Source organism: Siccirubricoccus sp. G192, assembly GCF_019084075.1.
Lineage (GTDB): Bacteria > Pseudomonadota > Alphaproteobacteria > Acetobacterales > Acetobacteraceae > G192.
Window position 1 is genome coordinate 4,307,455 of record NZ_JAHREN010000001.1, and the last position, 20,316, is coordinate 4,327,770.

Here is a 20,316-nt window from a genome sequence, read left to right on the forward strand (position 1 = left end):
GGCCGCCTATTCGGCCGCCTGGCGGCCCTCAGGCTCCGGCAGGGCAGGCTGGGCCTGCGGCAGGCGGCCGCGGTCCCGCTGCGCCGCCAGGGCCCGCAGCCGATTCATGACGGAGCCCGTGCCGGCGGGAATCAGGCGCCCGACGATCACGTTCTCCTTCAACCCGGCCAGGGTATCGACCTTGCCTGCCGTCGCCGCCTCCGTCAGCACCCGCGTCGTCTCCTGGAAGGAGGCGGCGGAGATGAAGGAGGTGGTCTGCAGGCTGGCCTTGGTGATGCCCTGCAAGACCGGCTCCGCGCGCGCCGGACGCTCCTTGGCGGCAATCCGTTTCTCGTTCTCGATATCGAACTCGATCCGGTCCACTTGCTCGCCGATCAGGAAGGTGGTGTCGCCCGGATCCAGGATCTCCACCTTCTGCAGCATCTGACGGACGATCACTTCAATATGCTTGTCGTTGATCTTCACGCCCTGCAGCCGATAGACGTCCTGGATCTCATTCACCAGGTAGTTCGCCAGCGCCTCCACACCCAGCACCCGCAGGATGTCGTGCGGCACGCGGGGGCCGTCGACCAGCGGATCGCCGGCCTTCACATAGTCGCCTTCCTGCACCGAGACGTGCTTGCCCTTGGGCACCAGGTATTCCCGCGGGGTCGGCGCCTCGTCGCCCTGCTGCTCCGGCACCACGACGACCCGGCGCTTCGCCTTGTAGTCCTTGCCGAATCCCACGCGCCCATCGATCTCGCTGATGATCGCGTGGTCCTTCGGCCGCCGCGCCTCGAACAATTCCGCGACTCGCGGCAGACCGCCGGTGATGTCACGGGTCTTGGACGATTCGCGTGGCAGGCGTGCCAGCACGTCGCCGGCATGGACCGTGGCCCCCGCCTCGACATTCAGCACCGAGGCAGGTTGCAGGAAGTACTGGGCCACCGCCTCCGCGCCATTCTTCAGCAGCACGCGGGGGCGCAGGTTTACGTTCTTCGCCTTCTCGACCGGCTCGCGCACCACACGGGAAGACAGGCCGGTCACCGGATCCGTCTCCTCGAAGAAGTTCACGCCATCGATCAGGTCGGCATATTCGACCGTGCCGGACCGCTCGGTGATGATCGGCAGGGTGAAGGGGTCCCATTCGGCCAGCTTCTGGCCGCGCGTGACCGCCGCGCCCTCATCCGTCAGCAGCCTGGCGCCATAGGGCACGCGGTAGCGCGCACGCTCCCTGCCCGCAGCGTCGGTGAGCACGATCTCGCAGTTACGGCTCATCACCACCGGAACGCCCTGGCTATTCGCCACGACGTTGCGGTTGGCGACTTTCACCGTACCGTCCGAGGTCGCTTCCACCGCCGACTGCTCGGCGCCACGCTGCGCCGCGCCGCCGATATGGAAGGTGCGCATGGTGAGCTGCGTGCCCGGCTCGCCGATCGACTGCGCGGCGATGACGCCCACCGCCTCGCCGACATTGACCGGCGTGCCGCGCGCGAGGTCACGGCCGTAGCAGAGGCCGCAGACGCCCGACCCGGCATCGCAGGTGAGGACGGAGCGAATATAGACCTCCTCCACCCCTGCCGCCTCGATGCGTTCGGCATCCACCTCGTCGATCAGCCGGTCGCGCGGCATGATGACCTCGCCCGTCGCGGGGTCGGTGACCTCGCGCTGCGCCGTGCGGCCCAGGATGCGCTCCGACAGCGAGGACACCACCTCGCCGCCATCCAGCACCGCCCGCACCGTGATGCCGCGCTTGGTGCCGCAGTCATTGGTGACGATGATGCAGTCCTGCGCCACATCCACCAGGCGGCGGGTAAGATAGCCGGAATTCGCGGTCTTCAGCGCCGTATCCGCCAGGCCCTTGCGGGCGCCGTGGGTGGAGTTGAAGTACTCCAGCACCGACAGGCCTTCCTTGAAGTTGGCGATGATGGGCTGCTCGATGATCTCGCCCGAAGGCTTGGCCATCAGGCCGCGCATGCCGGCAAGCTGACGCATCTGCGCCGGCGAACCACGCGCACCGGAATGCGACATCATCCAGACGCTGTTGGTGGCGCGCCCGGCCTCCTGCCTGGAGATCTCCTTCATCATCGCGCCGGCCACCTCCTCGGTGCAGCGCGACCAGGCATCGACGACCTTGTTGTAACGCTCGCCGGCGGTGATCAGGCCGTCGAGGTACTGCTGCTCGAACTCCTTCACCTCGTCCTTGGTGCGGGCGATCATCTCCGGCTTCTCGGCCGGGATCATCATGTCGTCCTTGCCGAAGGAGATGCCGGCCTTGGCGGCCTGGCGGAAGCCGAGCCCCATCAGCCGGTCGGCGAAGATCACGCTCTCCTTCTGGCCGCAGTGGCGATACACCGCGTCGATGACGTCGGAGATGTTCTTCTTCGTCAATTGCCGGTTGATCAGGCTGAAGGGCAGGTTCCGGTGCAACGGCATGAGCTGCGAGATCATCGCCCGGCCGGGGGTGGTCACCACCCTTTCGGTGATGAGGTTGCCCTCGCTGTCCATGCCCTTGCGGCGCAGCCGGATCTTGCTGTGCAGCTGCAGCGAGCCGGTGGCCATCGCCTGCTCGATCTCGCCCATCTCCGAGAAGGCAGGGGTCTTCTGCTCGTCGGTGGCGCGGAACTCCGGCGTCTCCAGGCTGAGATAGTAGAGGCCGAGCACGATGTCCTGGCTCGGCACGATGATCGGCTTGCCGTTCGCGGGGCTGAGGATGTTGTTGGTCGACATCATCAGCACGCGCGCTTCCAGCTGGGCCTCCAGCGAGAGCGGCACATGCACGGCCATCTGGTCGCCATCAAAATCGGCGTTGAAGGCGGTGCAGACCAGCGGGTGCAGCTGGATCGCCTTGCCTTCCACCAGCACCGGCTCGAAGGCCTGGATGCCGAGGCGGTGCAGGGTCGGCGCCCGGTTCAGCAGCACCGGATGCTCGCGGATCACCTCCTCGAGGATGTCCCAGACCTCCGGCCGCTCCTTCTCCACCATCCGCTTCGCGGCCTTGATGGTGGTGGCATGACCGTATTTCTCGAGCTTCGAGTAGATGAAGGGCTTGAACAGCTCGAGCGCCATCTTCTTCGGCAGGCCGCACTGGTGCAGCTTCAGCTCCGGCCCCACCACGATGACCGAGCGCCCCGAATAGTCCACGCGCTTGCCGAGCAGGTTCTGGCGGAACCGGCCCTGCTTGCCCTTCAGCATGTCGGAGAGCGACTTCAGCGGCCGCTTGTTGGCGCCCGTGATGGCGCGGCCGCGGCGGCCGTTGTCGAACAGCGCGTCCACCGCCTCCTGCAGCATGCGCTTTTCGTTGCGCACGATGATGTCGGGCGCGCGCAGCTCGATCAGGCGCTTCAGCCGGTTGTTCCGGTTGATGACGCGGCGATAGAGGTCATTCAGGTCGGAGGTCGCGAAGCGGCCGCCATCCAGCGGCACCAGCGGCCGCAGTTCCGGCGGGATCACCGGCACGACGCCGAGGATCATCCAGTCCGGCTTGGCGCCGCTCTCGGCGAAGGCCTCGATCAGCTTCAGCCGCTTGACCAGCTTCTTGCGCTTCGCCTCGGAGGTGGTCTCCTTCAGCTCGGCGCGCAGCCGCACGGCCTCCTTGCCGGAATCGATGCCGGAGAGCATCTGCTTCACCGCCTCGGCACCGATGCCGATGGTGAAGGCATCCTCGCCGAACTCGTCCATCTTGGTCTGGTACTGGTCCTCGGTCAGAAGCTGGTGCAGCTTCAGGTCGGTCAGGCCGGGCTCTAGCACGACATAGGATTCGAAGTAGAGAACCTTCTCCAGCTCCTTCAGGCTCATATCCACCATGAGCCCGACGCGGGAGGGCAGCGACTTCATGAACCAGATATGCGCGACCGGGCTGGCCAGTTCGATATGGCCCATGCGCTCGCGCCGAACCTTGGCCAGCGTCACCTCGACGCCGCATTTCTCGCAGATGATACCGCGGGATTTCATCCGCTTGTACTTGCCGCAGAGGCACTCGTAGTCCTTGATGGGACCGAAGATCCGGGCGCAGAACAGCCCGTCCCGCTCCGGCTTGAAGGTGCGGTAGTTGATCGTCTCCGGCTTCTTGATCTCGCCATAGGACCAGGAGCGGATCTGCTCCGGCGAGGCGATCGAAATCTTGATCTGGTCGAAGGTCAGAGCCTGGCCGGTCTGACCCAGGATCTTCATCAGCTCGTTCATGCGGCCTTCCTTGTGGTCCAGCCTGCCGTCCCCTCAGGGACGGCCGCGCAAAAGGGGTGGCGCCACGCGGCGGGGGCCGCGTGGCACATTGCGGCTAGCTGCCGCGGTTCTCGAGATCGACGTTGAGGCCGAGCGACTTCAGTTCCTTCACCAGCACGTTGAAGGATTCCGGAATGCCCGCCTCGAAATTGTCCTGGTCGCGGACAATCGCCTCATAGACCTTGGTGCGGCCGGAGACGTCGTCGGACTTCACCGTCAGCATCTCCTGCAAGGTATAGGCAGCGCCATAGGCTTCCAGCGCCCAGACCTCCATCTCGCCGAAGCGCTGGCCGCCGAACTGCGCCTTGCCGCCCAGCGGCTGCTGGGTGACGAGGCTGTAGGGGCCGATGCTCCGCGCGTGGATCTTGTCGTCCACCAGATGGTGCAGCTTCAGCATGTAGATGTAGCCGACCGTCACCTTGCGCTCGAAGGGCTCGCCCGTGCGGCCATCCACCAGCACGACCTGGCCGGAGGTATCGAGGCCGGCCCGGTCCAGCATGCCCTCGATATCGGACATGCGGGCACCGTCGAAGACCGGGGTGGCGATCGGAATGCCCTTCTTCAGGTTCTCCGACAGCTCGACCAGCTGGTCGTCCGACATCGGTGCGATGTCACGCTCGAAGACCTCCTCGCCATAGACCTCGCGCAGCCGGTCCAGCAGTTCCTGCCGCATGGCGCCCGAGCGGCGGTATTCCTCCACCAGCTCGCCCACCTGCTTGCCGAGGCTGGCGCAGGCCCAGCCCAGATGCGTCTCCAGGATCTGCCCGACATTCATGCGCGACGGCACGCCGAGCGGGTTCAGCACGAGATCGACCGAGGTGCCGTCCTCCAGGAAGGGCATGTCCTCGATCGGCACCACGCGGCTGACCACGCCCTTGTTGCCGTGCCGGCCGGCCATCTTGTCGCCCGGCTGCAGCTTCCGCTTCACCGCGACGAAGACCTTGACCATCTTCATCACGCCAGGCGGCAGCTCGTCGCCGCGCTGCAGCTTCTCGACCTTGCTCTCGAAGCGCTTCTGCAGCCGCTCGATCGCCGCGTCGAATTCCCGCTTCAGCGCCTCGATCTCGGCCATCGCCGCATCGTCCTGCACGCCGATCTGGCGCCAGGTCGCGCGGGCGAACTGGTCCAGCACCTCGTCATTGATGGTGGTGCCGGCCTTGACGCCGCGGAAGCCGCCCGAGGCCTTGCGGTTCAGCAGCCGCTCCCGGAGGCGGGAGTGGAAGCTGCGCTCCTGGATCGACTTCTCGTCGTCACGGTCCTTGGCCAAGCGCTCGATCTCGGCGCGCTCGATCGCCATGGCGCGCTCGTCCTTGTCGACGCCGCGGCGCGAGAAGACGCGCACATCGACGATCGTGCCCGTCACCCCCGGCGGCAGCCGGAGCGAGGTGTCCCGCACATCGCTCGCCTTCTCGCCGAAGATCGCGCGGAGCAGCTTCTCCTCCGGCGTCATCGGGCTTTCGCCCTTCGGCGTCACCTTGCCGACCAGGATGTCGCCGGGATTCACCTCGGCGCCGACATAGACGATGCCCGCCTCATCGAGCGAGCGCAGCGCCTCCTCGCCCACATTGGGGATGTCGCGGGTGATCTCCTCCTGGCCCAGCTTGGTGTCGCGGGCCATCACCTCGAACTCCTCGATATGGATCGAGGTGAAGACATCGTCCCGCGCGATCCGCTCGCTGATCAGGATGCTGTCCTCGAAGTTGTAGCCGTTCCAGGGCATGAAGGCGACCAGCACATTCCGCCCCAGCGCCAGCTCGCCCAGTTCCGTGCTCGGCCCGTCGGCGATGATGTCGCCGGCCAGGACGCTGTCGCCCACCCGCACCAGTGGCCGCTGGTTGATGCAGGTGCTCTGGTTGCTCCGCTGGAACTTGCGCAGCCGGTAGATGTCGACGCCGCGCGTGGTGCCGTCATCGCCCGTCGCGCGCACCACGATGCGGGCGCCGTCGATGCTGTCCACCACGCCGTCGCGCCGGGCCACGATGGTCGCGCCGGAATCGCGCGCCACCGCCGCCTCCATGCCGGTGCCGACCAGCGGCGCATCGGCGCGCACCAACGGCACCGCCTGGCGCTGCATGTTGGAGCCCATCAGCGCGCGGTTGGCGTCGTCATTCTCCAGGAAGGGGATCAGCGCCGCGGCCACCGAGACGAGCTGCTTCGGCGAGACGTCGATCGCCGTCACCTCCTCGGGCTTCACCAGGCGGAAGTCGCCGCCCTGGCGCACGGAGACAAGCTCATCGGCGAAGCGGTTGTCGTTGTCGACATTCGCATCCGCCTGCGCCACCACCAGCCGCTCCTCCTCCATGGCGGAGAGGTAGCGCGGCTCGCCCACGATCTGCCCGTCCCGCACCAGGCGGTAGGGCGTCTCGATGAAGCCGTATTTGTTCACCTTGGCGAAGGTGGCCAGGCTGTTGATGAGACCGATATTCGGGCCTTCCGGCGTCTCGATCGGGCAGATGCGGCCGTAATGCGTCGGGTGCACGTCCCGCACCTCGAAGCCGGCGCGCTCGCGCGTCAGGCCACCCGGGCCAAGCGCCGAGAGGCGGCGCTTGTGCGTCACCTCGGAAAGCGGATTGGTCTGGTCCATGAACTGGCTGAGCTGCGAGGAGCCGAAGAACTCCCGCACCGCCGCCGCCGCCGGCTTGGCGTTGATCAGGTCATGCGGCATGACGGTGTCGATATCGACCGACCCCATGCGCTCCTTGATCGCGCGCTCCATGCGCAGCAGGCCGACGCGGTACTGGTTCTCCATCAACTCGCCGACCGAGCGCACCCGGCGGTTGCCGAGATTGTCGATGTCGTCGATCTGGCCGCGGCCGTCCTTCAGCTCCATCAGCACCCGCATGGTGGCAATGATGTCCTGCTTGCGCAGCGTGCGGACGGTATCGGCCACCTCCTCGGCGGAGAAGCCGAGGCGCATGTTCATCTTCACCCGGCCGACGGCCGAGAGGTCGTAGCGCTCCGGATCGAAGAACAGGCCGCGGAACAGCGTCTCCGCGGTCTCCGGCGTCGGCGGCTCGCCCGGGCGCATGACCCGGTAGAGATCCATCAGCGCCTCGTCACGGTTGGAGTTCTTGTCCACCGTGAGCGTGTTGCGGATCCAGGGCCCGACCGACTGGTCGATCGCCAGGGTCGGCAGCCGGTCCAGCCCGGCATCCTCGATAGCGGTGAGCTTGACCTCGGTCAGCTCCTCGCCGGCCTCCGCCCAGATCTCGCCCGAGGTCATGTCCACCATGTCCTCGGCGACGAAGCGGCCGAGCAGGTCGGTGCGGCCGACCAGCACCTCGGTGGTGCCGCCCTCGGCGATCTTGCGGGCGGCGCGCGGGGTCAGCTTGGTGTCCTTCTCCGCCACCACCTGGCCGGTGCGGGCGTCGACCAGCGGCTCCTGCAGCTTGATGCCGCGGAAGGCGTCCGGGTCGAAGGGCCGGCTCCAGCCCTTCTGGCTGCGGGTGAAGGCGACCTGGCCGTAGAAGTCGTTCAGGATCTCCTCGGCATCCATGCCGCGGATCTCGGCATGCTCCAGCGCCTGGTCGCCGCGCTCGATGCGCAGCCGCTCGGTATGCGCGCTGTCGAGCGCCAGCAGCAGCGTGGTCGCGGGCAGCTTGCGCTTGCGGTCGACGCGGACATAGCAGATGTCCTTCGCGTCGAATTCGAAATCGAGCCAGGAGCCGCGATAGGGGATGACCCGCGCGGCAAAGAGATACTTGCCGCTGCTGTGGGTCTTGCCCTTGTCGTGGTCGAAGAAGACGCCCGGGCTGCGGTGCATCTGGGAAACGATGACGCGCTCGGTGCCATTGATGATGAAGGTGCCGTTGTCGGTCATGAGCGGCATGTCGCCCATGTAGACATCCTGCTCCTTGATGTCGCGGACGGAACGGCTGCCCGTATCCTCATCCACGTCCCAGACGATCAGCCGCAGCCGCACCTTGAGCGGCGCCGCGAAGGTCAGTCCGCGCTGGATGCACTCCTCGACGTCGTATTTCGGCTCCTCGAGTTCGTACTGGACGAATTCCAGGCGGCCGCGGCCGGCGAAATCGTCGATCGGGAAGACGGACCTGAAGACTTCCTGCAGCCCGGTCTGGCTGCGTGCGTCCGGATTGACCTCCATCTGCAGGAAGGCCTCGTAGGAGGCCCGCTGCACATCGATGAGGTTCGGCATCGGCGCCACTTCAGGCAGCCGTCCGAAGCTCTTGCGGATGCGCTTGCGCCCGGTGAACGACTTCGTGATAGCGTTCATGCCTGTCCCGTGTCCCTCTCGCCCGGCCAGCCCGCCCGGCGCCGATCATGTTCCCAACTGCCGCCCGTCCCCGCAGGCGCGGCCAAGGGGCCGCCGCGGGGAAGGAACGGCAGCACGGGCGGCGACCCTCGCGGTCCCCGCCCGTGCCTTCGCAGTGCATTGTCCGGACCCCATGGCCGATGCCGGGGGCCGGTGATGCGGCCTTACTTGACTTCGACGGCCGCCCCGTTCTCCTCAAGGACCTTGCGGATCTTCTCCGCCTCGTCCTTGCTGACCCCTTCCTTCACGACCTTCGGCGCACCCTCGACCAGGTCCTTGGCTTCCTTCAGCCCAAGACCGGTAATGGTGCGGATCTCCTTGATCACATTGATCTTCTTGTCGCCGGCCTTGGCCAGCGTGACGGTGAACTCCGTCTGCTCCTCGGCCGGTGCCGCCGCAGCGCCACCGCCAGCAGCGGGCGCAGCCGCCACCGCGGCCGGCGCCGCGGCGGAGACGCCCCACTTCTCCTCCAGCATCTTGGAGAGCTCAGCGGCCTCCAGGACGGTCAGGCTGGAGAGCTCATCCACCAGCTTTGCGAGATCAGCCATGTCTGTGTGCCCTTCGATCTAATGGCTTGGCTTGCCGTTTGCAACTCCCGGGCCGGCAAAAGAGGCTTGACCTCCGCCAGAACCCGGTCCGGTCCAGTCTCAGTGCGGTCAGGCCGCCTCGGCCTCGTCCTTCTTCGCGAAGGCACTGAACACCCGCGCCAGTTGCGAACCGGGGGCCTGAAGCACCCCGGCAATGCGCGTCGCCGGGGTCTGGATCAGACCCAGCAGCTGCGCCCGCAACGTTTCGAGCGAAGGCAGCTCGGCCAGAGCCTTGACCCCATCGGGGTTCAGGGTCTGGACGCCAAGCGCCCCGCCCAGGATCACGAACTTGTCGTTTCCCTTGGCGAACTCCACGGCGGTCTTCGCCACCGCCACCGGGTCCGTCGACCACGCAAGCGCGGTCGGACCCTTCAGCAGCGGCTTGACGCCCTGGAAGCGGGTGCCGTCGAGGGCGAGGGTGGCCAGCCGGTTCTTCGCGACCTTGTACGTCGCCCCTGCGCCCCGCATGCGGCGCCGCAGATCGCTCACATCCGCGACCGTCAGACCCTTGTTCTGGGCGACGAGCACGAAGGAGGTTTCGGCGAATACCGTGGCGAGGGAGGCGATGAACTCGCGCTTTTCCGTGCGGTCCAAATCCCGTCTCCGTCGGTGACCGGTGCCTTGTGGAGGGGCCCCGGCCGGTTCACTCGGGGGCGCGCCACGGCCCGGGAGACATCCCCCATGCCCTGACGAACCCCGGTTCGCCTGTCTGAGCCGGACCACCAAGCCATGCACGCCGCGCGGGCCCTGCCCCCCGCGACGCGAATCTCTCGGCACCCCGTCTATCGCTGGCGGGGCGGCTGCCCCATTACGGCCCTTGCGGACCACCCGCGGTCTCGGACAGGTTCGGGAGAGGCCGAGGCCCCGCCCTGCCCGCCTGCCCCGGAGGGCAGGCGAATTCCCGTTACGCGCCCGCCGAAAGCGAGGCGATGTCGACCTTCACGCCAGGCCCCATGGAGGAGCTGACGGAAACCCGCCGCACATAGGTGCCCTTGGCGCCGGTCGGACGGGCACGCTGGATCGCCTCGACGAAGGCGCGGGCATTCTCCAGCAGCAGGCCGGGCTCGAAGGAGGCCTTGCCGATGCCGGCATGGACGATGCCGGCCTTCTCGGCGCGGAATTCCACCTGGCCGGCCTTGGCGGCGGTCACCGCGCCCTTCACGTCCATGGTGACGGTGCCGAGGCGGGGGTTCGGCATCAGGCCGCGGGGCCCGAGGATCTTACCCAGGCGGCCGACCAGCGCCATCATGTCGGGGGTGGCGATGCAGCGGTCGAACTCGATCTTGCCTTCCTGCACGGCGGCGGCGAGGTCGTCCGCACCCACCACGTCGGCGCCGGCGGCCAGCGCCTCCTCGGCCTTCGGGCCGCGCGCGAAAACGCCGACGCGCACGGTCTTGCCGGTGCCGTTCGGCAGCCCGACCACGCCGCGGACCATCTGGTCGGCGTGGCGCGGATCGATGCCGAGATTCATCGAGATCTCGATGGTTTCATCGAATTTGGCCTTCGCATTGGCCTTGGCGATGGCGATCGCCTCCTCCAGCGCAACGGCCTTGTCGCGGTCGAAGCTGGAATAGATCGCCTTGAGGCGCTTGCCCTGCCTAGCCATCGGTCAGCCCTCCACCACGGTGAGGCCCATGGCGCGGGCCGATCCGGCCAGCATGCGCACCGCGGCATCCTCGTCGTTGGCGTTCATGTCCTTCATCTTCACCGCCGCGATTTCCCGCAACTGGGTCTTGGTCACCCGGCCGACGCCGCCACCCTTGCCCGGGGTCTGGCTGCCCTTGTCGAGCTTCGCCGCCTTGAGCAGGAAATAGGTGTTCGGCGGGGTCTTGGTGATGAAGCTGAAGGACCGGTCGGAATAGGCGGTGATCACCACCGGCGTCGGAGTCCCGGGCTCCATGCCCTGGGTCGCCGCGTTGAATTCCTTCACGAAGGCCATGATGTTCAGGCCGCGCTGGCCGAGCGCCGGACCCACGGGCGGCGACGGGTTCGCCTTGCCGGCCGGGATCTGCAACTTGATGTAGCCGGTGATCTTCTTCGCCATGCCCAATCCTCTGTCCTGTCAGAGGCCCGCGGTGCCTGCGGCCCGGTTTCCCCGGCCTCCCGCGTTCCCTGCAACGCCAAGCGGCCCGGGAAACCCCCAGGCCGCGTCGGCGGAGGCGGGCCTATAGACCCCGCCAGCCCCCGCGTCTAGACCTTCTCGACCTGGCTGTATTCCAGTTCCACCGGCGTCGAGCGGCCGAAGATCGAGACGCTGACCTTCACCCGGCCGCGTTCCTCGTCCACTTCCTCGACCGAGCCCATGAAGCTGGTGAAGGGGCCGTCGGCCACCCGCACCTGCTCGCCCACCTCGAAGGTGACGCTCGGGCGACGGGGCTTCTCGACCCCCTCCCGCACCTGGTTGACGATCCGCTGCGCCTCGGCCTCGGTGATCGGGGCCGGCTTGTTGCGGGCGCCGAGGAAGCCGGTGACCTTCGGCGTATCCTTCACCAGGTGCCAGGCCTCGTCCGACATCTCCATCTTCACCAGCACATAGCCGGGGAAGAATTTGCGCTCGGAATTGATCTTCTGGCCGCGGCGGACCTCGGTCACCTCCTCGGAGGGGACCAGGATCTCGTCGATCTTGTCGCCGAGCCCCTTCTGCGCCGCCTGCTCCTTGATCTGCTGCGCGATCTTCTTCTCGAAGCCCGAATAGACGTGGACGACGTACCAGCGCTTCTCGGCCATGATTCCCGTTTCCTCAGCCGAGTCCGAACACGCCGCGCATGGCCAACGCGATCAACTGGTCGGCGACCAGGAAGAACACCGCCGCCAGTGCCGACATTGCCAGCACGAGCCCGGTGGTGATCAGCGTCTCCTTGCGGGTCGGCCAGGTGACCTTCGCCACCTCCGACCGCACTTCCCGGACGAACAACGCGGGATTCAGCTTGGCCAACTCAGCCTACCTTTGCGTTCCATGCACATAGCAGCACGGGTGGCACCCCATCGGGGCGCCACCCGCAACGAAATCAGATCAGCCCGGCGGGGCCGGAAGAGTGGCAGGGGCGGAGGGTCTCGAACCCCCAACCTCCGGTTTTGGAGACCGGCGCTCTAGCCAATTGAGCTACGCCCCTATCTTGGCGCTTGCATCCGGCCGGCAGGCCAACCCTAGGTGCAAGCGCCGCGTTTGGAAACCCGCTACTTCACGATCTCTGCGACGACGCCGGCGCCGACGGTGCGGCCGCCCTCGCGGATGGCGAAGCGCAGGCCCTCGTCCATGGCGATCGGCGCGATCAGTTCCACGTCCATCGTCACGTTGTCGCCCGGCATCACCATCTCCACCCCTTCGGGCAGCTTGACGATCCCCGTCACGTCCGTGGTCCGGAAGTAGAACTGCGGCCGGTAGTTGGTGAAGAACGGCGTATGCCGCCCGCCCTCCTCCTTGGTCAGCACATAGGCTTCCGCCTTGAACCCGGTATGCGGGGTGATCGAGCCCGGCGCCGCCAGCACCTGGCCGCGCTCCACATCCTCCCGCTTGGTGCCGCGCAGCAGCGCCCCGATGTTGTCCCCCGCCTGGCCGCTGTCCAGCAGCTTGCGGAACATCTCGACGCCCGTCACCGTGGTCTTCACCGTCGGCTTCAGGCCGACGATCTCGACCTCCTCGCCTACCTTGACCACGCCGCGCTCGACCCGGCCCGTCACCACCGTGCCGCGGCCGGAAATCGAGAACACGTCCTCGATCGGCATCAGGAAGGGGCGGTCCACCGGGCGCTCGGGCTGCGGAATGTAGGCGTCCACCGCCTCCATCAGCTTCAGCACCGCCTGCTCGCCCTTCTCGGGGTCGCGGTCCTCCAGCGCACACAGCGCCGAGCCGTGGATGATCGGGATGTCGTCGCCCGGGAACTTGTAGGCGCTCAGCAGCTCCCGCACCTCCATCTCGACCAGCTCCAGCAGGTCGGGATCGGCCATGTCGGTCTTGTTCAGGAACACCACCAGCGCCGGCACACCCACCTGCCGCGCCAGCAGGATGTGCTCGCGCGTCTGCGGCATCGGGCCGTCGGCCGCCGAGACCACCAGGATCGCGCCGTCCATCTGCGCCGCCCCGGTGATCATGTTCTTCACATAATCCGCGTGACCCGGGCAGTCGACATGCGCGTAGTGCCGCTTCGCCGTCTCGTACTCGACATGCGAGGTCGAGATCGTGATGCCCCGCGCCTTCTCCTCCGGCGCCTTGTCGATCTGGTCATAGGCCGTGAACGTCGCACCGCCCGCCTTCGCCAGGACCTTGGTGATCGCCGCCGTCAGCGACGTCTTGCCATGATCCACATGCCCGATCGTGCCAATGTTGCAGTGCGGCTTCGTCCGCTCAAACTTCGCCTTCGCCATCGCCCGGCTCCACTACCCCGTCTGACCCGTTTCACCGACCCCGCAAACCCTTCCCGCCAAGCGGGACCGGCCGGCATCCTCGACCCCTGGCTCACCCCCAGGCCTGCCGCGCTGGAGCGGGTGACGGGAATCGAACCCGCACAACCAGCTTGGAAGGCTGGGGCTCTACCATTGAGCTACACCCGCATAGCCCAGGCGTACCGACCCGACTCAAGCCGCCGGCAAACCGAACAGCCCCGCAGCCACCATGCCGCGCGGCCTGATATCTCCCATCGGGATCCTCCGCCACCGCAACCCTGCGTCAGGAGATCCTGACGCAATGGCCGCCGTGGCGGACCGGCCGGAATGGAGGGGGTTGGATTCGAACCAACGTAGGCGCAAGCCAACGGATTTACAGTCCGTCCCCTTTAGCCACTCGGGCACCCCTCCGTATCCAGCCTTCCGCGCCTGTTTCCAGGCCGGGCCCGCCGGGAGCGCGCGGACTATCCGGTTTCGTCCTGGCCTGTCAACGTGCCCCGGCCATCGAGGCGGAATCGTAGCGAGATTCCGCCCCCGCCCGCACGCCACGCCTTGCCAGCGCCGCCGCGCCAGGCAGGATGGCCCGATGCGCCGATCCCCGCCGCGCCCGCACTCCGCGCCCCATGGCGCCCCTCACGGCGCTCCCCATGGCTCCGACGACCGCCCCGGCGGCCGTGCACCCGGCCGCCCGGGCGCGCCTCGGCGCGGCCCGCCGCCAGCCGCCGGCAATCCGCGGGAGGGCGGTGTCTGGCTGCATGGGCTGCATCCGGTGGCGGCGGCTCTCGCCAATCCGGCCCGCCGGCTGCGCCGCCTGCTGCTGACCGAGGAGGCGGAAGCTACCCTCGCCGCCCGGCTGCCGCTGCCCTGGCGCATCGCGCCCGAGCGGGCCGAGCGCGCCCGGTTCGCCAGCTTCCTGCCGGAGGATTCGGTGCATCAGGGTGCCGCCCTGCTGGCCGACCCGCTGCCCGACATGCCGCTGGACCGGGCGCTGGCGCATGCGGAGGGGCCGGTCCTGGTGCTCGACCAGGTGACCGATCCACGGAATGTCGGCGCCATCCTGCGCTCCGCCGCCGCCTTCGGCGCCGCGGCCATGGTGCTGCAGGACCGCCACGCACCGCCCGAGACCGGCACCCTCGCCCGCGCCGCCTCCGGCGCGCTGGAGGTCGTGCCGGTGGTGCGGGAGGTCAACCTGGCCCGCGCCCTGGGGGAGCTGAAGCGGGCCGGGCTCTGGGTGGTGGGGCTCGACGCCGCGGCGCCGGTGACCCTGGCGCAGGTGGCGCATGGGCTGGACGGAAGGCGGGTGGCGCTGGTGCTCGGCGCCGAGGGCGAGGGGCTGCGCCGCCTCACCCGCGAAACCTGCGACGAGCTGGCCCGGCTGCCGATCGCGCCCGAGATGGAAAGCCTGAATGTTTCTGCCGCCGCGGCGGTCGCGCTCTATGAACTCGCGCGCAAATAGGGAAGACGCAGCATGACCGAAGCCGCCGATGCCATCCTCGCCGCCCGCCGGGAGCGGCGCCTGCTGGCCCCGCTGGGCGCCGCCGCGCCGGCCGACCCGGAAGCGGGCTACGCCATCCAGCGCCAAGTGGCGGAGCGGCTGGGTGCGGTGCCGCCGGCCGGCTTCAAGATCGGCGCCACCACGAAGCAGATGCAGGACTATCTCGGCCTCACCGGCCCGGCCGCCGGCTTCGTCCCGGCCGAGAGCCTGCGCCCCAATGACGCGACCCTTCGATTCGCGGATTTCCTGAATGTCGGCGTGGAATGCGAGGTGGGGCTCCGGCTCGGCCGCGACCTGCCGCCCGGCCCCTGCACGCGCGAGCAGGCGGCGGCGGCGGTGGCGGAGGTCTTCCCGGCCATCGAGATCGTCGAGAAGCGCTATGGCGACCTGGCCGCGCTCGGCACCCCTACCCTGATCGCCGATCAGGTCTTCCACGCCGCCGGGCTGCTCGGCGCGCCGGTGCCGGATTGGCGCGCGGTGGATCTCGGCGCCGCCCGGGGGGAGTTGCGGGTGGATGGCCAGGTGCGCGCCGCCGGGCATGGGCGGGATCTGCTCGGCCACCCGCTGGAGGCGCTGGCCTGGCTGGCAGGATCGGGCGCGGCGGCGGTCTTCGGCGGGCTGCGGGCCGGCCAGGTGGTATGGCTCGGCTCCGTCACGCCGCCGATCTGGCTGGAGGGGCCCTGCCTGGTGGAGGCGGATTTCGATCTGCTGGGCATGGCGCGGCTGCGCTTCGTCTGAAAAGCCGTTTGGCCAAGGCGGGAAAGCCGGCGTTAACCGGTGGCGGGGCAGGATGCGGTCGCCGCCCCGGTGGGCGGATCTTTGCCGATGCACGCCAGGATGGCGACATGGATGGGAAAGCCATGCCGCGCGCCGATTGGAACACACTGCCCGACGAAATGCAGCTCGCCCTGTCGCGGGAGGCGCTGCGCCGCGCCGCCGAGACCCTGGCCGAACATGCGGAGCTTCTGGCCGAGGAGATGGACCAGGGAACCCTGAACGACCGTGGCGGCCCGGATGCGCTGCGGCTCTTCGCCGCGGTGGTGCGGACCACCAACCAGGACGCCTTCGGCCCGGTGGGCCATGCCTGAGCCGCAATACTGGCACCGGCGCCGCTGCCGGTCGAGCCTGGGTGGTTGAGCCTGAGTGGTTGAGCCTGGGCCGCGCCCGCGCTATCGCTGGCGGCGCGCCGGGTTAGCACAGCGGTAGTGCAGCGGTTTTGTAAACCGAAGGTCGGGGGTTCGATCCCCTCACCCGGCACCAAGCTCCTACAAGTGGCTCCGTGTCGCACCTGCCCGTTCCGGCCGGACATGCCGGCGCAGAAGGCGCCAGCCGGCACTGAGTGGGCGTGCCTTCCCGCGGCGGCGGATCGCCCCGATGGGCCAGACCGGATGGCGGCGGTGCCGCCCCTGGCCCTCATGACGCCAGCAACAAGGCTGGGACGCGCAGCGGAGCCTGCTCAACAAGCCCAGGAGGCACCGCCTTCCCGATGCGCTGGGGCAAGCAACCCCCTGATCCGGGAGCACGTTTGCTGGCCCGGCGCTGAACAGGCGCCCGGCAGGAGAACCGTCCAGATGTTTCACCATGCGAAAGAGCTGCAGTTCAATGCGCGCGTGTCCCGCCCCGATCCACGCTTCGCCGCATTGCTGCTGGAGCAGTTCGGCGGTGGCAATGGCGAGCTGAAGGCGGCGATGCAGTACTTCACGCAGGCATTCGCGGCGCGCCGTCCCTATCCCGACAAATACGACCTGCTGATGGACATCGCGACCGAGGAATTCAGCCATCTCGAGATCGTTGGCGCGACGATCACCATGCTGCTGGACGGCGTAAACGGCGAACTGAAGAACGCAGCCGAGGCGAACCCGATCTGCGGCCTCCCGAGCGGCGGCACGACCGCGAAGGAGGAACTGATCCACGCGGCATTGACCGCGCCGCAATTCCTGGTGCTGTCCGGCGGCGGGCCGAATGTCACGAATAGCCAGGGGGTGCCGTGGACCGGCGCCTACATCAATGCCAATGGCGACCTGACGGTGGACCTGCGCTCCGACATGGCGGCCGAGAGCCGCGCCAAGATCGTCTACGAGTACCTGATGAAGTTCACGGACGATCCGCATGTCCGCGAGACCCTGGGCTTCCTCATGACCCGCGAGATCGCGCATTTCCAGATGTTCGGCGCCGCGCTGGAGACCATCCAGCCGAACTTCCCGCCAGGCGTGCTGCAGGGCGACCCGCGCTTCACCCACACCTACTTCAACATGTCGAACGGCGCCGATGCACGCGGGCCGTGGAACGAGGGCCAGGGACCCTGGCCGAAGGGCGAGCACTGGGCCTATGTCCAGGACCCCGCGAAGGATGTTGTGGAGACGCAGGGGGAAACCGGACGGCAACCGGAAGGCACGAAGCATACCCGCGATCAGATGGCGGCGGTGGAAGTGAAGCTGAGCCAGATTCGGAGCGGCGAGGTGAAGTCCGCGACGCCGTCGGGAACGCAGCAGTGGTCCGACTATCCGCAGGAGACTCTGGCCGCCCCTGGAACGCCAAGCCGCGCCTGAACCGGGGCCCATGTGCCGGGCCCGGCTCGGGACCGGCACTCGCGGCCGCCGCGCCTGTAGCTCCCCGGCCTGCACGAGGCCGTGCTATCGTTTGGCACCGCCATGGCGCTGGCCGCATCCCATCACCCCCGTGATCCGTGAAAGCGGGATCACAGCGGAGTGTCATGGATGACAAGTAGCTCCTACTCCGGCCCCTGGTTTTCCTGGATCAGGGCTCGGCGCAGCGCCGCCTCCAGCTCATCGAGGTCGAAGGGTTTCCGCAGGATGGGCCAGATGGAGCTTCGGTAGGTCGTATAGCCCGTCACGAAGATGACCTTGATCTCGGGCCGGAGCGCAAGGGCGCGCTCCACGAGCGCCGGGCCGTCAAGCCCGGGCATTCGGACGTCGGTGACCAGCACCTCGATCTCCGGTTGGGTACTGACCAGCCTGAGGGCGCCCTCGCCATCCGCAGCCTCGGACACCTTCATGCCGAGCGATGCGCAGTGCTCCGCCAGGATCTCCAGGATCATCGGCTCATCGTCCACGACGAGCGCGACGCGGCCCGCAAGCGCTGTCCCGTCCACCCCCCCGGGAGGCTTGGGCTCGGCAGCCGGGCCCCGCTGCCCCGCCGGCATGGAAGAAGGGAGTTGGCAGCCGCCGAGTACGACACGCAGAGGGGGGAACCGCGGGGCAATGCGGCGTCGCGGCAACCGTGCCTCCGGGTCTCCCACTCAGTGGGGATTCGGGCTGGCCGCTCGCGGCCGCCACCAATCGCCGGGCAGTCATGCCACTCGTCCCTCGATTACGGAAAGCGGCCACTGCATGTTCTGGTCATCATCGGGCGCCCGCGGCAGCCAGACGGTCACGCGGGTGCCGTTGCCCGGGCGGGTGCTGATCGCAACAGCCCCCCCCGGACTGCTGCGCGAACCCATAGACCTGCGACAGGCCCAGCCCCGAACCGCGGCCGATGTCCTTCGTGGTGAAGAACGGCTCGAAGGCGCGGGCGGCGACCTCCTCCGCCATCCCGAAGCCGGTATCGGAGACGGATACGGCAACGTAGTCCCCGGGAGGCAGGTCGCCGCGGATGCCATCCGGCAGCGCGTCGCTTCCGGCGTTCCCGGCCGAGATCGTCAGTTCTCCGCCGCCCGGCATGGCATCGCGGGCGTTGATGGCGAGGTTCAGCAGCGCTGCCTGCAATTCGCCCCGATCGGCGAGCGCGGGCCAGAGCCCCGGTTCGACCTCGGTCTTGACGCGCACCGTGCCGCCCAGGGTGCGCGAGAGCACATTCTCGGTGATGTCCGGCAGCAATACGGCGAGATCGATCGGCACCGCATCGAGCGGCTGCTCCCGCGCGAAGGCAAGCAGGCGTCGCGTGACATCGGCCCCGCGCCGGGTGGCATCCATGGCGCCGCGGGCGAAACGCAGCAGAACCTCGTCCGAGGTTCGCCGTGTAAGGAGCTGCAGATTGCCCGAAGCCACCATCAGGAGGTTGTTGAAATCGTGCGCCACGCCTCCGGTGAGCTGACCCATCGCCTCGAGCCGCTGCGCGCGCCGGAGGGCCTGCTCGGCCTGCACCTGCGCGGTGACGTCCTGGAACGCCGCGATCACGAGTTCCAGTTGGCTGTCATCGTCGCGCACCGGAGTGGCGCTTACCTCGAGATGCACGACCGACCTGTCGCCTCGCCTGTAGAGCAGCGGCTCACGGTCGACCCTCTCTCTCCGGAGGACGGCCCGCGCCAGCGGATACTCGTCCGCCGTCAGGGGCCTGCCATCCGAATGGAGCCCGCCGAAACTCTCGGTATAGGCATGCCAATCCGGGATGTGCCCCAGTGGGTGCCCCAGGACCCGCTCCGCCTCCGGATTCGAGAGGACAACCTTGCCCGAGGCGGCATCGGCGACAATGACGCCGATCGGCATCTGGCCGAGGATGGCGCGCAGCCGCTGCTCACTGCGGCGCAGGGCTTCCGCTTCGCGCGATGCCATGAGTTCGAGGCGGCGATCGAACATCGCCGCCGTCAGCGCCAGCGAAAGCAGGAGGAGGGTGCAGGCGGCGATGCCGATGGCCAAGGCCTGCGCCGGGATGTCCGAGATGCCGCCGGACCGGGCCTGGAGCGTGGGGCTGAAGGAGACGGCCGCCATCGCCGTGTAATGCATCCCCGTGATCGCGAGACCCAGCACCAGGGCACTGATCGCACGTGGCAAGCCGGGCCGGTCTCTGAGCGCCAGCATGAGCGCCAGGGTCGAAGCACCGACCGCGACCAGGCCTGAGACCACCACAAGCATGGCATCATAGGATGGCGTGGCGGCAAGGCGCATCGCGGCCATCCCGACATAGTGCATGAGGCAGATGCCGAGCCCCATGGCGATGCCGGCGAAAGCGATCCGTCCTGGTGCGGGCGATGCCGCCGGGCTGCTCACGAGGGCGAAGCCGCTGGCGGTTGCCGCAATGGCGAGCAGGAAGGACAGGGCCGTCAGGTTGAAGTTGTAGCGCACTGCAATATCGATGTCGTAGGCCAGCATCGCCACGAAATGCATCGACCAGATTGCGGCCCCTGTGGCTATGGCAGCCCCGCCGAGCCACCAGCGCCGCGCGGCCCCGGCATTGGCCCGCACGCGGCGCAGCAGGTCGAGGGCAGTCCACGAACCCAGAACGGCGATCGCGATGGAGAGCGAAACGAGGACGGGATCATGCGTGCTGTGGAGATGATGCATCGTTGTGATCGACTGGTTGTGGTGTAGTCCTGATAGATCACAACCATAACGTGTATGAATTCAAATACCAATGAGGTGGGTGGAAGGTTCCCCGCCCCGCCCGGAAACCCGGACTCGCCATCCTTGTTTGCCACA

15 protein-coding genes and 4 tRNA genes are annotated in these 20,316 nt (G+C 68.0%); 5 read left to right on the top strand and 14 right to left on the bottom strand.

Going from position 1 to position 20,316, the window contains the following annotated elements; genetic code table 11:
* Positions 1-6 precede the first annotated feature (6 nt).
* The 12 genes from rpoC to KSF81_RS20870 form a co-directional block, all read right to left on the bottom strand.
* Positions 7-4,164, bottom strand: coding sequence for a DNA-directed RNA polymerase subunit beta' (rpoC, locus tag KSF81_RS20815; RefSeq protein ID WP_217380585.1), 4,158 nt, complete (start codon positions 4,162-4,164; stop codon positions 7-9).
* Positions 4,165-4,258: 94 nt separating this feature from the next.
* The gene (gene rpoB / locus KSF81_RS20820; RefSeq protein ID WP_217380586.1) at positions 4,259-8,437 is read right to left on the bottom strand and encodes a DNA-directed RNA polymerase subunit beta; all 4,179 of its coding nucleotides are present in this window, start codon (positions 8,435-8,437) and stop codon (positions 4,259-4,261) included.
* Positions 8,438-8,640: 203 nt separating this feature from the next.
* On the bottom strand, positions 8,641-9,024 hold the full coding sequence (gene rplL / locus KSF81_RS20825) for a 50S ribosomal protein L7/L12 (protein WP_217380587.1): 384 nt from the start codon (positions 9,022-9,024) through the stop codon (positions 8,641-8,643).
* A gap of 108 nt (positions 9,025-9,132) precedes the next feature.
* Complete coding sequence (gene rplJ / locus KSF81_RS20830) at positions 9,133-9,657, bottom strand: 50S ribosomal protein L10 (protein WP_217380588.1); 525 nt, start codon at positions 9,655-9,657, stop codon at positions 9,133-9,135.
* A gap of 310 nt (positions 9,658-9,967) precedes the next feature.
* Positions 9,968-10,669 carry a 50S ribosomal protein L1 gene (gene rplA / locus KSF81_RS20835; RefSeq protein ID WP_217380589.1) on the bottom strand — a complete coding sequence of 234 codons (702 nt, stop codon included), beginning with the start codon at positions 10,667-10,669 and terminating at the stop codon, positions 9,968-9,970.
* 3 nt (positions 10,670-10,672) lie between these two features.
* A complete protein-coding gene (gene rplK / locus KSF81_RS20840; RefSeq protein WP_217380590.1) occupies positions 10,673-11,107 on the bottom strand; it encodes a 50S ribosomal protein L11 in 435 nt (144 codons plus the stop codon).
* Between the two features lie 146 nt (positions 11,108-11,253).
* Complete coding sequence (gene nusG, locus KSF81_RS20845) at positions 11,254-11,790, bottom strand: transcription termination/antitermination protein NusG (RefSeq protein WP_217380591.1); 537 nt, start codon at positions 11,788-11,790, stop codon at positions 11,254-11,256.
* Between the two features lie 13 nt (positions 11,791-11,803).
* A complete protein-coding gene (secE, locus tag KSF81_RS20850; protein WP_217380592.1) occupies positions 11,804-11,998 on the bottom strand; it encodes a preprotein translocase subunit SecE in 195 nt (64 codons plus the stop codon).
* 101 nt (positions 11,999-12,099) lie between these two features.
* Positions 12,100-12,176 (bottom strand) — tRNA-Trp (locus KSF81_RS20855).
* 64 nt (positions 12,177-12,240) lie between these two features.
* A complete protein-coding gene (tuf, locus tag KSF81_RS20860; RefSeq protein WP_217380593.1) occupies positions 12,241-13,428 on the bottom strand; it encodes an elongation factor Tu in 1,188 nt (395 codons plus the stop codon).
* Positions 13,429-13,540: 112 nt separating this feature from the next.
* Positions 13,541-13,614: transfer RNA gene (locus tag KSF81_RS20865), tRNA-Gly, on the bottom strand.
* A gap of 160 nt (positions 13,615-13,774) precedes the next feature.
* Positions 13,775-13,857, bottom strand: a tRNA-Tyr gene (locus tag KSF81_RS20870).
* 358 nt (positions 13,858-14,215) lie between these two features.
* On the opposite strand from KSF81_RS20870, the gene KSF81_RS20875 reads away from it, so the two are divergent.
* From KSF81_RS20875 to KSF81_RS20895, 5 genes are all read left to right on the top strand, one after another.
* Positions 14,216-14,902, top strand: coding sequence for an RNA methyltransferase (locus KSF81_RS20875; protein ID WP_217380594.1), 687 nt, complete (start codon positions 14,216-14,218; stop codon positions 14,900-14,902).
* 12 nt (positions 14,903-14,914) lie between these two features.
* Positions 14,915-15,679 (top strand): 2-keto-4-pentenoate hydratase, encoded by a 765-nt coding sequence (locus KSF81_RS20880; RefSeq protein WP_217380595.1) that lies wholly within the window; start codon positions 14,915-14,917, stop codon positions 15,677-15,679.
* A gap of 107 nt (positions 15,680-15,786) precedes the next feature.
* Positions 15,787-16,029 (top strand): hypothetical protein, encoded by a 243-nt coding sequence (locus KSF81_RS20885; RefSeq protein ID WP_254453660.1) that lies wholly within the window; start codon positions 15,787-15,789, stop codon positions 16,027-16,029.
* A 97-nt stretch (positions 16,030-16,126) separates the two neighbouring features.
* Positions 16,127-16,201: transfer RNA gene (locus KSF81_RS20890), tRNA-Thr, on the top strand.
* Between the two features lie 311 nt (positions 16,202-16,512).
* A complete protein-coding gene (locus KSF81_RS20895; RefSeq protein WP_217380596.1) occupies positions 16,513-17,490 on the top strand; it encodes a manganese catalase family protein in 978 nt (325 codons plus the stop codon).
* A gap of 182 nt (positions 17,491-17,672) precedes the next feature.
* Here the strand turns inward: KSF81_RS20895 and KSF81_RS20900 are convergent, their stop codons facing one another.
* Both KSF81_RS20900 and KSF81_RS20905 read right to left on the bottom strand, forming a co-directional pair.
* Positions 17,673-18,053 (bottom strand): response regulator, encoded by a 381-nt coding sequence (locus tag KSF81_RS20900; RefSeq protein WP_217380597.1) that lies wholly within the window; start codon positions 18,051-18,053, stop codon positions 17,673-17,675.
* A 250-nt stretch (positions 18,054-18,303) separates the two neighbouring features.
* Entirely contained in the window at positions 18,304-20,181 is a 1,878-nt protein-coding gene (locus tag KSF81_RS20905) for an MHYT domain-containing protein (protein WP_256444274.1), read from the bottom strand.
* Positions 20,182-20,316 lie beyond the last annotated feature (135 nt).

What these genes read in the sequence shown, in the direction of transcription:
- rpoC (WP_217380585.1), bottom strand. Translation starts at nt 4,164, where the DNA reads ATGAACGAGCTGATGAAGATCCTGGGTCAGACCGGCCAGGCTCTGACC.
- rpoB (WP_217380586.1), bottom strand. Translation starts at nt 8,437, where the DNA reads ATGAACGCTATCACGAAGTCGTTCACCGGGCGCAAGCGCATCCGCAAG.
- rplL (WP_217380587.1), bottom strand. Translation starts at nt 9,024, where the DNA reads ATGGCTGATCTCGCAAAGCTGGTGGATGAGCTCTCCAGCCTGACCGTC.
- rplA (WP_217380589.1), bottom strand. Translation starts at nt 10,669, where the DNA reads ATGGCTAGGCAGGGCAAGCGCCTCAAGGCGATCTATTCCAGCTTCGAC.
- rplK (WP_217380590.1), bottom strand. Translation starts at nt 11,107, where the DNA reads ATGGCGAAGAAGATCACCGGCTACATCAAGTTGCAGATCCCGGCCGGC.
- nusG (WP_217380591.1), bottom strand. Translation starts at nt 11,790, where the DNA reads ATGGCCGAGAAGCGCTGGTACGTCGTCCACGTCTATTCGGGCTTCGAG.
- tuf (WP_217380593.1), bottom strand. Translation starts at nt 13,428, where the DNA reads ATGGCGAAGGCGAAGTTTGAGCGGACGAAGCCGCACTGCAACATTGGC.
- KSF81_RS20880 (WP_217380595.1), top strand. Translation starts at nt 14,915, where the DNA reads ATGACCGAAGCCGCCGATGCCATCCTCGCCGCCCGCCGGGAGCGGCGC.
- KSF81_RS20885 (WP_254453660.1), top strand. Translation starts at nt 15,787, where the DNA reads ATGGATGGGAAAGCCATGCCGCGCGCCGATTGGAACACACTGCCCGAC.
- KSF81_RS20895 (WP_217380596.1), top strand. Translation starts at nt 16,513, where the DNA reads ATGTTTCACCATGCGAAAGAGCTGCAGTTCAATGCGCGCGTGTCCCGC.
- KSF81_RS20905 (WP_256444274.1), bottom strand. Translation starts at nt 20,181, where the DNA reads ATGCATCATCTCCACAGCACGCATGATCCCGTCCTCGTTTCGCTCTCC.